Origin of the sequence: Curtobacterium luteum, from assembly GCF_014646995.1 — a bacterium.
GTDB classification, from domain to species: Bacteria; Actinomycetota; Actinomycetes; order Actinomycetales; family Microbacteriaceae; genus Curtobacterium; species Curtobacterium luteum.
On the sequence record NZ_BMOI01000005.1, the window covers coordinates 112,934 to 125,018 of the forward strand.

Annotated in this window: 9 protein-coding genes and 1 tRNA gene; 7 read left to right on the forward strand and 3 right to left on the reverse strand. The window is 73.2% G+C overall.

Annotated features, from left to right (window positions below):
* Window positions 1-74 precede the first annotated feature (74 nt).
* From IEY20_RS07415 to IEY20_RS07435, 5 genes are all read left to right on the forward strand, one after another.
* Window positions 75-611, forward strand: a complete 537-nt coding sequence (locus IEY20_RS07415) for an FtsB family cell division protein (RefSeq protein WP_022904805.1) — start codon at window positions 75-77, stop codon at window positions 609-611.
* 35 nt (window positions 612-646) lie between these two features.
* Window positions 647-1,195: a DUF501 domain-containing protein gene (locus tag IEY20_RS07420; protein ID WP_175328482.1), complete on the forward strand. Its 549-nt coding sequence runs from the start codon at window positions 647-649 to the stop codon at window positions 1,193-1,195.
* A gap of 44 nt (window positions 1,196-1,239) precedes the next feature.
* Window positions 1,240-2,718 (forward strand): NAD(P)/FAD-dependent oxidoreductase, encoded by a 1,479-nt coding sequence (locus tag IEY20_RS07425; RefSeq protein ID WP_022904804.1) that lies wholly within the window; start codon window positions 1,240-1,242, stop codon window positions 2,716-2,718.
* 111 nt (window positions 2,719-2,829) lie between these two features.
* Window positions 2,830-2,903 (forward strand) — tRNA-Leu (locus tag IEY20_RS07430).
* Between the two features lie 276 nt (window positions 2,904-3,179).
* On the forward strand, window positions 3,180-4,511 hold the full coding sequence (locus tag IEY20_RS07435; RefSeq protein ID WP_175328483.1) for a threonine/serine exporter family protein: 1,332 nt from the start codon (window positions 3,180-3,182) through the stop codon (window positions 4,509-4,511).
* 99 nt (window positions 4,512-4,610) lie between these two features.
* On the opposite strand, the gene IEY20_RS07440 is transcribed toward IEY20_RS07435, so the two are convergent.
* Window positions 4,611-6,272 carry a class I adenylate-forming enzyme family protein gene (locus IEY20_RS07440; RefSeq protein WP_175328484.1) on the reverse strand — a complete coding sequence of 554 codons (1,662 nt, stop codon included), beginning with the start codon at window positions 6,270-6,272 and terminating at the stop codon, window positions 4,611-4,613.
* Window positions 6,273-6,420: 148 nt separating this feature from the next.
* The gene (locus IEY20_RS07445) at window positions 6,421-8,844 is read right to left on the reverse strand and encodes an Ig-like domain-containing protein (RefSeq protein ID WP_175328485.1); all 2,424 of its coding nucleotides are present in this window, start codon (window positions 8,842-8,844) and stop codon (window positions 6,421-6,423) included.
* Between the two features lie 282 nt (window positions 8,845-9,126).
* On the opposite strand from IEY20_RS07445, the gene IEY20_RS07450 reads away from it, so the two are divergent.
* Both IEY20_RS07450 and IEY20_RS07455 read left to right on the forward strand, forming a co-directional pair.
* Window positions 9,127-9,693, forward strand: a complete 567-nt coding sequence (locus IEY20_RS07450; protein WP_148286145.1) for a LemA family protein — start codon at window positions 9,127-9,129, stop codon at window positions 9,691-9,693.
* A gap of 28 nt (window positions 9,694-9,721) precedes the next feature.
* Entirely contained in the window at window positions 9,722-10,618 is an 897-nt protein-coding gene (locus tag IEY20_RS07455; RefSeq protein WP_175328486.1) for a M48 family metallopeptidase, read from the forward strand.
* Between the two features lie 190 nt (window positions 10,619-10,808).
* On the opposite strand, the gene IEY20_RS07460 is transcribed toward IEY20_RS07455, so the two are convergent.
* On the reverse strand, window positions 10,809-11,993 hold the full coding sequence (locus IEY20_RS07460; RefSeq protein ID WP_229727938.1) for a winged helix-turn-helix domain-containing protein: 1,185 nt from the start codon (window positions 11,991-11,993) through the stop codon (window positions 10,809-10,811).
* Window positions 11,994-12,085 lie beyond the last annotated feature (92 nt).

Below are 12,085 nucleotides of genomic sequence, written 5' to 3' on the forward strand. Positions count from 1 at the left end.
GGCCGACGCTGGGAGGGTGCCCGACACCCGCGTGCCGGGCCCGGCCACGCGACCGTGCGGGTTATCGTCGGGACGTGCCCAGCCAGAAGCCCCGCGTCCGCCGCGTCCCGGTCGCGCTGCCGCAGGCCGGGGCGGCCGCGCACCAGCCCTGGTACCGGTCGATCCGGTTCTCCGGCTTCAGCCTGCTCATGCTCGCGATCATCGTGCTCTTCGTCGTGGTCCTCGCGCCATCGCTGCGCACCCTCATCCAGCAGCAGGAGCAGATCGCGCAGCAGCAGCACCAGGTCGCCGCGCAGAAGTCCGACGTCGCGCAGAAGCGCCAGGACGTCGCCCGCTGGGACGACCCGGCCTACATCGAGGCGCAGGCACGCGACCGTCTCCTCTACGTCTACCCGGGCGAGGAGAGCTACCTCGTCATGGGCAGCGAGGACGCGGGGTCGTCGAGCCGTCCGCGCACCGACTCCGGGACGCCCGTGAGCTCGACGGTGCAGACGCCCAAGGTCGACTGGGTGCAGGCCATGCTGTCCTCGGTCCTGGAATCGGGACTGACCGACGAGAGCGCGGAACAGCTCGTCGCGCCGGACGTCTCCGGCACCGGCGACACGAAGTAGGACGACGCCTCGGACTCGGGTAGGCTCACGTACCCGTGACGACCCCTCCCTTCGACCCGCCCTCCGAGCACGACGTCCGCGTCGTCTCGGCGCAGCTCGGGCGACCGGCTCGCGACGTCATCGGGATCGCGGCACGCTGCGTCTGTGGCAACCCCACGGTCGTGTCCACGAAGCCCCGGCTGTCGAACGGCACCCCGTTCCCGACGCTGTACTACCTGTGCCACCCCGCGGCCACCGCCGCGGTCAGCACCCTCGAGGCCAACCAGGTCATGCCCGAGCTGGCAGCCCTGCTCGAGGACCCGGAGGTCGCGGACCAGTACCGCGCCGCCCACGAGTCCTACCTGGCCGACCGTGAGTCGATCGAGCACGTCGACGAGATCGACGGCATCAGTGCCGGTGGCATGCCCACCCGCGTGAAGTGCCTCCACGCCCTCGTCGGTCACGCCCTCGCCGCCGGACCCGGCGTCAACCCCATCGGTGACCTCGCGCTCGAGCGTGTGGACTGGTCGCCCTCCCGGTGCGAGTGCCGGGCGTATGATGAGGGTGCAGACGCCGGAGTCGGGGCGGGTGGCGGCGAACTCTGACCAGCCTCCCGGCAAACCACCCCACTCCAAGGAGATCATCCCCCGTGCCCAAGATCCTCGTCGTCGGCGGCGGTTACGCCGGTTTCTACACCGCCTGGAAGCTCGAGAAGCACCTGCGTCAGGGCGAAGCCGAGGTCGTCATGGTCGACCCGCTGCCGTACATGACGTACCAGCCGTTCCTGCCCGAGGTCGCCGCCGGTTCGATCGAGCCGCGTCACGCCGTCGTGTCGCACCGTCGTCACCTCAAGAAGACCCGCGTCGTCACGGCGAAGGTCACGAAGGTCGACCACGCCGCGAAGACCGCGACGATCACGCCGTCCGAGGGTGAGCCGTGGGAGGAGACCTACGACCAGATCGTCATGACGGCCGGTGCGGTCTCGCGCACGTTCCCGATCCCGGGTGTCGCCGACGAGGCGATCGGGCTCAAGACCATCGAGGAAGCCGCCGCGATCCGCGACAAGATCCTCGTGAACTTCCACAAGGCGGCGAACCTGCCGGCCGGGCCCGAGCGTGACCGACTCCTGACCGTCGTCGTGGTCGGCGGTGGCTTCGCCGGCATCGAGGTGTTCGCCGAGCTGCGCTCGTTCGTCTCCGACCTGCTCAAGAGCTACCCGCAGCTGTCCTTCGACGACACGCACTTCCACCTCGTCGAGGCGATGGGTCGCATCATGCCCGAGGTGTCGCTCGAGACCTCGCACTGGGTGCTCGAGAACCTCGCGTCCCGTGGGGCGACCGTGCACCTCGAGACGCAGCTCGCGTCGGCCGAGGGCGGCGTCTGCCAGCTCAAGGCGAAGGACGAGTCGATCCAGACGATCCCGTCCGACCTCATCATCTGGACCGCCGGCGTCATGGCGAACCCGATGGTCAAGGGCACCGACTTCCCGCTCGAGCAGCGTGGTCGCATCCGCGTCCAGCCTGACCTGCGCGTGGTCGACGACAACGGTGTGATCGCCGATGCATGGGCCTGCGGCGACGTCGCGGCCGTGCCGGACCTCACCGGCGGTGGCGTCGGCGGCTTCTGCGTGCCGAACGCCCAGCACGCGGTCCGTCAGGCGAAGCAGCTCGCCAAGAACCTCGTCGCGGTCATCCGCGGCGAGGCGACGACCGACTACAAGCACGAGAACCTCGGCGCGGTCGCGGGCCTCGGTCTCGGCATCGGCGTGTTCCAGTCCGGCAAGTTCGCCATGAAGGGCTTCCTGGCCTGGGGTGCCCACCGCGGCTACCACGGCCTCGCGATGCCGTCGTGGGAGCGCAAGTGGCGCGTCATCGGCGACTGGGTGGGCGGCTTCTTCCTCGGCCGCGACATCGCGTCGCTGGACGACCGCGAGACCCCGCGCGCTGCGTTCGAGGCGTTCGCTTCGCGTCCGAAGCCCGCCGTCGAGGCGCCGGCCCCGGCTGCCGCCGCTGCGCCGGAGGAGGGCAAGCCGGCCGACGCCGCCGGCCCCGCGTACGCGACGCCCGCCGAGGACGTCTCCAAGGAGGCCGAGCCGGTGAAGGCCGAGGCGTCCGCAGAGGCGAAGTAGGCACCAGCACCACCACCGACGGCGGTCACCCTGCGGGGTGGCCGCCGTCCGGCGTTCTCCGGGTGGCGGCGTCCGGGGAGGCGGGTGCGGCTCGGTAGGCTGTTGCGGCCCGCCCCCGTGGCCCAATCGGTAGAGGCATGCGACTTAAAATCGCCGAGTTGTGGGTTCGAGTCCCACCGGGGGTACGCGCAGGGTCACCGACACCCGCCTTACAACCGCCGAGTTGTGGGTTCGAGTCCCACCGGGGGTACGCACGAGACTCGGGGTGGCCGGACCGAGACTCGGGGTGGCCGGACCGAGACTCGGGGCCAGCGACACTTCTCGGGGGAGAAGGCGCGAAAACTGTCGCTGCGCGCGAGACTCGGCCCCCGCCGCGCGCCGCCGCGCCCCGCCCCGCCCCGCCCCGCCCCGCCCCGCCCCGCCCCGCGCCCGCCCCGCCGCGCCAGCTACCATCGACACTCGTGGTCGGACTCGGAAGCGCCATCGCCCAGCTGCGCAACACCCTCCGCCGCCCCGAACCGCACGTCGAGGTCATCGACGGCGAAGCGGTCCCGGTCGGCATGCTCCTCGGCACCCTCGGCGCCCTCCTCCTCGACGCCGGCAGCTCGGTCACCGACGTCCGTTCGGCTCTCGAGAAGGCCCGCGACGCCGCCGGCATCGGCCCCGAGCTCGCCGTGGGGGTCCTGCCCGCACTCGTCATCGTCAGCGAGACCGCGACCGGCGCCGCGACGATCGTGAACGCCGAGGGCGTCGAGCTCTCCGCACGCCAGTCCGCCCGGGCGAACCGGATCGTCCTCGGCCTGGAGAGCGGCTCGATCGGCCTCGCCGAGATCCCCGCCCGGGTCCGAGCGATCCGCGCGAGCACCCGGCTGCCCGCACCGCTGCCGTGGATCCTCGGCAACGCGCTGACCTCGGCCGGGCTCGCCGTCGTGTTCCGTTGCCCGTGGTGGGCGGTGCTCCTCGCCCTCGGCGTCGGCGCCCTCGTCGGGGTGATCGGCCTCGTGCTCCGTCGCTTCCGTGAGGCGCTCGCGATCGTGCCGTTCCTCGCCGCCTTCGTGTCGACGGCCATCGTCGGCCTGGTCGCCGCGGGCACCGGCTTCGACCACGTGCCGCTGTTCGCCGTGTGTGCCCCGGTCGCCGTGTTCGTCCCCGGTGCGCTCATCACGAACGCCCTGCTCGAGCTCACCGCCGCCGACATCGTCACGGGCTCGTCCCGGCTCATGCAGGGCATCATCATGCTCGGGTTCATGGCGGCGGGCATCGCCGCGGGCAGCGCCCTCACGGGCCTCCACGTCGACCCGTCCTCCGCGGCGCTCGTCGGCGAGGTCGCGGGCGTCGGCACCGACCGCGGCGGGTGGGAGGCCGTGCCGCCCTACTGGGTCTCGTGGGTCGCGGTGGTGTTCCTCGCCGTCGGGCTCGGCCTGGTCTTCCAGTCCGGGTGGCGCCTCACCCTCGTGTCCGTCGTGGTGATGACGTCCGCGTACGGCCTGCTCACCGGCATCACGCCGATCGGCGGGAGCGTGGTCGCGACCGGCGCCACCGCGGCCCTGCTCTTCGTGGCGACGCGCGTGCTCGAACGGATCGTCCCGGTCATCCCGGCGAACGTGTCGTTCTTCCCCGCGTTCCTCCTGCTGGTGCCCGGCACGGTCGGCCTCGTCGCGGTCGCGACCTTCGACCCGGTGGCGCTCGCCACCCCGCTCGCGACCTTCGTCAGCCTGTGCGTCGGCACCAAGATCGGTGGACTGCTCCCCGGGCTGTTCCGCCGGAACGCGCCGCACCGCGGCCAGGGCTGACCCACCGGACTGGAGGCGCGGTGCCGGCCCGCACCGTGCCTCCCGTCCGACGAGTGGTGCGCCGGCGCCGGGGGCGACGCGTCAGGACGTGGCGACCCGTCAGGGCGCGATGAGACGGCCCGCCGCCTGGTCCGCCGCCGCGGTCGCCTTGGCGAGGTAGTGGACCTTCTTGCCGGTGGCGTTGTACGGGAGCTCCGTGACGAAGCCGTAGCGCCGCGGCCGCTTGTACCGGGCGAGGCCCGGGTGGGAGGCCGTCCACACCTCGAGGACGGCCGCTGCCTCGGTGTCGTCCTCGGGCAGCCTGCCCGGTGCGCGCACGACGTACGCGGTGACGACCTCGCCCCACTGCTCGTCGGGGATCCCGACGACGATCGCGTCCGCCACGCCGGGGTGCTCCTGCAGCGCGGCCTCGACCTGGACGGGGTGCACGTTCTCGCCGCCGGAGATGATCATGTCGTCCTTGCGACCGACGATCGTCACGCGCTCGTGCTCGTCCCACGTGGCGAGGTCGCCCGGGTAGAACCAGCCGTTCGCGAACTTCTCCGCCTCGAGACCGGGGTTCCGGTACGAGTAGCCCGACTTCACGGTGCGGACGGCGAACTCGCCGATCTCGACGCCGTCCTTGGCGACGGTGTCGGTCGGGGCCGCCAACCGGTCCTCGTGGACGCGCACGACGGCGACGTCGTCGTCCGTGCTGGCGCGCCCGGTCGAGCCGGCACCGTCGGGGAAGTCCTCCGGTCGGAGGAACGTGTTCCAGAACGTCTCCGTCGTGCCGTAGCCGTTGAAGATCCGCGGCGACAGGAGCTCCTGGTAGCGCAGGGCGGCGGCCCGGTCGAGCGGTGCGCCCATCGTCACGATGCCGTGCAGGCTCGAGAGGTCGCGGGGCCTCGCCTCCTGCGCGTTCGCGAGCGCGACGAGGTTCGGGGGAGCGCCGATGAGGAACGTCAGCTGCTCCGACTCCACCAGGTCGAGGACCCGGTCGGCGTCGAAGTGGCGGAGGGTGGTGAGTTCGGCGCCGACGTAGAAGACCGGGTTCGGGCCGCCGGAGTACAGACCGCCGCGGTGGAACAACGGCGACATGTTGAGCGTCTTGTCGAACGGACTGAGCGGGAAGTGCATGATCACGTCGTGCGCGCTGAGTACCTCGACGAGGCTCGGCAGCGGGACCGGCTTCGGTCGCCCGGTCGTACCGCTCGTGTGGAGGCGGGTCGTCTCGGCGTAGGTGTCGCGCGGTTCGGCCGCGGCGAGCTCGTCGGCCGAGACGGGATCGGCGCCGAGGAGCTCGGCGAACTGGTCACGGTCGCCGCCGACCGTCACGACGTGGGCGGGACGGTGGTCGGACGTCTCCAGGGCCTGGACGATCTCGGCGTTCCGCGCGGCGTCGTGCACGAGGACCACGGGGGCGGAGTCCTCGACGATGAAGGCCACCTCGTCCGGGGCGAGCCGGAAGTTCGTGGGCGAGAAGACCGCGCCGATGCGGTGGCACGCGAGGTAGGTGATGGCGAACTCGGGGCCGTTGAAGAGCTCGACCATGACGACCGACCCGGTCGTCGCGCCGTGGCGGAGGAGCCACCCGCCGACGCGGTCGACGGCGTCGCCGAGCTCGGCGTAGGTCCAGGAGCGGTCGGTGTCCGGGTCGCGGAGGGCCGGGCGGTTCGCGAAGCGGTGCCGGTTCCGTGCGAAGCCGTTCGCGTAGGTGTAGCTGCCCTCGAAGACCTCCCGGAAGCGCGTCGGGTCGTAGTCGGAATGGGTGTCGGTCATCGTCGCTCCCTGGACGTTCCTCGTGCGTTCGCACACCGATCGTCAGCGTATCCGCGGTGGTCCCCCGGCGTCAGGACGGCGCCGAGGCGTGCGCCGGGGATGCGCGGGCGTCAGGACGCCGAGCGCCGGAGCGCCGCAGCGCCGCGCGTCACGACGGCGCGGTGGCGTCCGCGCGGGCCCACAGGCGAGCGGCCACGGCGGCGGCGATGCTCAGGACGACGGCGACGACCCGCGCGGCCGGGGCGACGTGGGTGCCCGTGCTACCGGAGTACACGGCGGCCGCGAGCGCGGTGGCGACCAGGACGAGCGCGGCGTACCGGCCGCGCGCCCCGGCGAGCAGCGCGGCGCCCGCCGACCCCGTGAACGGCAGGAGCGACACGACGGCGGCACCGAGGCCACCGACGCACAGGGTGATCGCGACGTCCGAGACGAGCGACGTCCAGAAGCCGCCACGACCCGCGACGCTGTGCACTCCCCACCCGGCGACGGCGAGCACGAGCAACGCCGCCGACCGCCACGTGGCACCACGGAGACGGCCCGCGACCTCCGAGCCGAGACGCATCGGTCCGGTGCCGAGGTCCGCTCGACCCGTGGGCACGAGGACGACGCCGACGACGAGGGCGGGGGAGAGGTCCCCCGCGCGGGTCAGCGCGCACGCGACGAGGGCGGCCAGCACGAGCACGGGCGACACGCGGTGACCGACGAGGTGCCGGTCGTGACCGGCAGCCCAGCGGGTGGCGAGCACGAACGCTGCGGTGAGCAGCGCTGAGCCGACGGCCACCGCGACCGCGAGTCGGACGTAGCGGGCCTCGAGCGAGATCCCGGTCCCGAGCACCGTGCACAGCGTGGCGATGGTCACGGAGGACACGACGGAGACCCAGGTCGGCAGGGCGTCCTCGGCGCCGGAACGCCCGGTGCGGGGGCGGTTGCGGCCGAGGAGCGCAGCGAACGGCGATCGGATGCGCCCGCGTGCCACCCCGGCGACGACCGCGAGCGGCGCAGCGATGAGGACGAGGAAGCCCGTGGCGACCGCGGTCGCGATCACGACCGTTCGCCAGGAGAACACCGACTGGATGGTCGGGACGGCCTGGTCGTAGGCAGTGCGGGCGCTCCAGTCGCCCGCGGGCCCCGACCAGTCCAGGCCACGGCCGCCCGACGCGCCGGCGTTCGGACCCGAGCCGGACGAGCCCGCAGCGGCACCACCGGTCGTCGAGCCGTCGTGACCGCCGTCGGAACTCCCGCCGGCGGGACCGGTGCCGGACGGCTCGCTGCCGTCCGGTCCGTGGCCGCTCGCGGCTCCCGTGGTGGTCCCGGCGCCGGTGATCGGCCCGGGTGTCCCGGTCCCGCTGCCCGTCGTCGCCGTGGGCCCCGCGGACGCGACGGTCACGACGACCGCGACCGGGGTCGACGACCGCGAGGTGTTCCCTGCGGCGTCACGTTGCAGCGCCGTGAGGGAGTGGGCGCCCGGCCGGACGACGGAGCGCGCCGTCGAGCACGCCCACGTGCCGTCGGCGGACACCGTCGCGATGCACACGGGGGAACGATCGACCGCCACCGTGACCACGGCGCGGGGCTCGCCGGAGCCGGACACCACCAGGGGTTGCGTCCGGACCCGGTCGCCGGCGCCCGGGTCGAGGATGCGCGGGGCGGCCGGGACGGTGCGGTCGAGCGTCAGCGTCCGCGGGGCGGAGACCGCGCTCCGGAGGTCGGAACGGTAGCCGGTCGCGGTGCTCGCGGTCTGGCTCGCGACGAGTTCGAGGCGACCGTCGCGGACGCTCCGGGGGAGCGACACGGTCCAGCGGCCGTCGGCGCCGACGGTGGCGTCCCATCCGGCCGAGGACCCGGCAGCGCTCACCGTGACCCGTGCTCCGGCCCGGCCGTCACCGGCGACGGTGCCGTTCGACGTCCCCGTGGTCGCGAGCGTCGGCGGGGTGATGACGTCGGAGGAGGGGGCGGCGGCGGAACCGAGGGACTGCGCATCGGTGTCGGTCGCGGTGAACACCTGGGCAGGGCCGGAGGTCACCGTCCCGAGGCATGCCCACGTCCCGTCGCGACCGACGACGGTGGAGCAGGAGACTGCCCGGTCGGAGGCCACGCGCACGTGGTGGCCCGGTGTCCCGGTCCCGTGGAACCGGGCCGTGCCGGTGGTGATGTCGCCCGGGTCGGCGATGGTCGGCGCGACCGGCGGGGTGGACGAGGGCGGGTTCGTGGGCGTCGGGTGGCCGAAGACCGGGCCCGTGGGGGTGTCCGACGGGTCCGGCGTCGCGCCGGGCAGGAAGTCGCCGTCGCCGCCGCCCTCGTCCGCGGTCGTCGTGCTGCGCTGTGCGGCGGTGGCGGCATCCCGTGCGGTCGTGGTGCCCACCGTCGCGGAGCCGGCGCCCGGCGTGGCGGTGCTCGGCGTGGTGGCGGCGCTCGCTGCTGGCGCGATCACGAAACCGGCGAGGACCGCCGCGACCGCCAGCGTGGTCGAGACGATCACGGTCCGCTTCCGGCGGGCCGCCGCCGTCGGGGGACGCCGGACGGGGCCGTCGCCCCCGACGGCCCGCTCCACGTTCTCCCCGGGCGTGTTCACCGGTCCCATCCCACGCGAAGACGGCCCGTTGGTCAATCCGCCTCGCGGATGATCCCGCGGGCGCGGGCCGAGCCCGAACACCCGGTGTGCGCGACTCGGGAATCGCCCGTGAACCAGCAAGCGGGACTCGGACGGGTGCTGAGCGTCGGTAGACTCGGCGGTGGTCCCGCGCGACCGCCGAACGGCCGTTCCCGGTCGTCCCCGTCGCCCGGACCAGCCCGACCGCGGTCACCGCGCGGTTCCCGACGCGCAAAGGAGTACGCCCGCATGGACACCGGACTCATCACGACGCTGATCGTCGTCGGAGTGGTGGTGGTCGTCCTCGTGGTCATCGGGATCTACCTCTGGGTGACGTACAACTCGCTCGTCACGCTGAAGGTCCGGGTCGACGAGGCCTGGAGCGACATCTCGGTGCAGCTCAAGCGGCGAGCCGACCTCATCCCGACCATCGTCGACACGGTCAAGGGCTACGCCGCCCACGAGAAAGCGGTCTTCACGGACGTGACCGCCGCGCGCGCCGAGACCCTCAGCGCCGGCGACGCGAATGCCGCCTCCGCTGCCGAGGGCCACATGCAGAAGGCCCTCAAGAGCGTGTTCGCGGTCGCCGAGGGCTACCCGCAGCTCCAGTCGAGCCAGAACTTCCTGCAGCTGCAGTCGGAACTGGTCGACACCGAGGACAAGATCCAGTCCGCCCGCCGCTTCTACAACGGCGGGGTCCGTGAGCTGAACACGAAGATCCGCGTCTTCCCGAACTCCGCCTTCGCGAAGAACCGCGGCTTCACCGAGGCGTCGTTCTTCGAGACCGCGGAACCGGCGGCCATCGCCGAGCCCCCGCGCGTCCAGTTCTGACCCGGACGACCGACCGCAGCGCCCTGCCGTGTACCGCGCGATCGCGCAGAACAAGCGCAACACCGTCCTGATCGTCCTGGTCTTCCTGCTGCTCGTCGGCGCCCTCGGGTTCCTCGGCGGGTACCTCGCGGGCAACGTCTCCATCGGCGTCATCGTGCTCGTCGTCGCGATCGGGTACGCGGTGCTGCAGTACTTCACCGCCGCTCGCCAGGCCACGGCCATCGCGGGCGGCGTCGAGATCGACCGGACGACCGAACCCCGGCTGTGGCGGACGGTCGAGAACCTCGCGATCGCGACGGGCATGCCCATGCCCCGGGTGTACGTGGTCGACGATCCGTCCCCGAACGCCTTCGCGACCGGGCGCGACCCCGAGCACGCCGTCGTCGCCGCGACCACGGGACTGCTCGGGATCATGGACGACCAGGAACTCGAGGGCGTCATGGCGCACGAGCTCGGGCACGTCCGGAACTACGACATCCGCGTCTCGACGATGGTCTTCGGGCTCGTCGTCGCGGTCGGGCTCATCGCCGACGTCCTGCTCCGCATCTCGATCTTCAGCGGGCTGAGCGGGCGGAGCCGGAACGACAACAACGGCGGCGGCAACCCGATCCTCCTCGTCGCCGGTCTCGTGGCCGTCATCGTCGCCCCGATCGCCGCCGTGGCCGTGCAGGCAGCGGTGTCGCGGCAGCGGGAGTACCTCGCGGACGCGACCGGTGCGATGACGACGAGGCACCCCGAAGGGCTTGCACGCGCCCTCGAGAAGCTCAGCGCGTACGGCCGTCCGATGCGGACGCAGAACTCGTCGATGGCGCACCTGTGGATCGCGGACCCGATGCGGCCGGGCGTGATGGACCGGCTGTTCTCGACGCACCCGCCGCTGCCCGACCGCATCGCGCGGTTGCGGGGGAGCCTCGACCGGTTCTGACCGGACGAGCGGCGCTCCCCTCCGCTCCGTGGCGCGGCGTGGCGCGGCGCGGCGTGGCGTGGCGTGGCGCGGCGCGCAGCGCACCGCGCTCAGGGCGCGGTCATCGGCGTGCAGCACGGCGCACCGCGCCCAGGGTGTGGCGGCGCCGCCGGGAGGCCCGTGACGGCGCCGCCACGGGCCTCCCGGCCGGTCAGACGGTGACTTCCAGGTCCGGGAGCGGCTCGGCCACGTCCGTGTCGTCCGCCGACTCGTGCGGGACCAGCGCGACGCCGAGGGCCCCGGCCAGCGCGCGCGCAGCGGTCCCGCGATCGGTGACCTCCACCCCGCCGAGCCCCTGCCACGCCGCTGTGCGCCGCAGCACCTCGGCCAGCCGCTCGGCGTCGAGGTGCTCCCCGGGCTCCTCCCACGCCGTGCGGACGCGGAGCACTCCGCGCTGCCGGTCGCTCTTGAGGTCGATCCGTCCGGTCAGGCGGTCGTCCTGCAGCACGGGCAGCACGTAGTACCCGAACACCCGTTTCGGCGCCGGCGTGTAGATCTCGATGCGGTAGTGGAAGCCGTACATCCGTTCGGCCCGCCGGCGGAACCAGACGACCGGGTCGAACGGGCTGAGCACCGCGTCCGCCGACGTGCTCCGGGGAACCCTGGCGTCCGCGTGCAGCCACGCACGGTCCGTCCACCCGTCGACCCGCACCGGGACGACCTCACCCGCCTCGGTGAGCTCGGCGAGGGCTCGCCCCGTGTCGTCCGCCCGGAGCCGGTAGTAGTCCGCGATGTCCGCGCGCGTGCCGACCCCGAGCGCCCGGGTCGCTCGCCGGACGAGTTCCCGGACGGCGTCGGTGCGGTCCGGTGCGTCGTCGAGGAAGCGGTCCGGCAGCACCTGCTCCGGCAACGCGTAGACCCGCTCGAAGCCGGACCGGCCGGCACTGACGACCTCGCCCCAGCGGAACATCTGCTCGAGGCCGATCTTGACGTCGCTCCACCCCCACCACGGCCCGCGGCGCACGTTCGACTCGTGCTCGACCGCGCTCGCGGGGGAGGGGCCCTCGGCACGCAGCAGCGCCCGGAGCTCGTGACGGACCCGCTCCGTGCGGGCGACCTGCTCGACGCGGTTCGGTCGGGCGTCACGCTCGCGGAACGCGTCCATGCGCCACCGGAACAGCGGGAGGTCGTCGCGTGGGATGAAGGCGGCTTCGTGCGCCCAGTACTCCAGGTACGGGCCGCGTCTGGCTGTGGTGAGCCGGTCGAGCGTGGCCCGGTCGTAGGCGCCGAGCCGGGCGAAGAGCGGGAGGTAGTGGCTGCGCTCGAAGACGTTCACGCTGTCGATCTGCAGCAGGCCGAGCCGGGCGAACCCGCTGTTCAGCGCCCGCGTCGACACCGCCGGCGCCGGCGCCGAGCCGAAGCCCTGCGCGGCGAGCGCGACCCGTCGAGCCTCGGCGGCGGAGAGCGTGGTCCTGACCGTGCCCCGAC

Coding starts and splice junctions, on each gene's coding strand:
- IEY20_RS07440 (WP_175328484.1), bottom strand. CDS start 6,272: ATGACCGACACCCATTCCGACTACGACCCGACGCGCTTCCGGGAGGTC.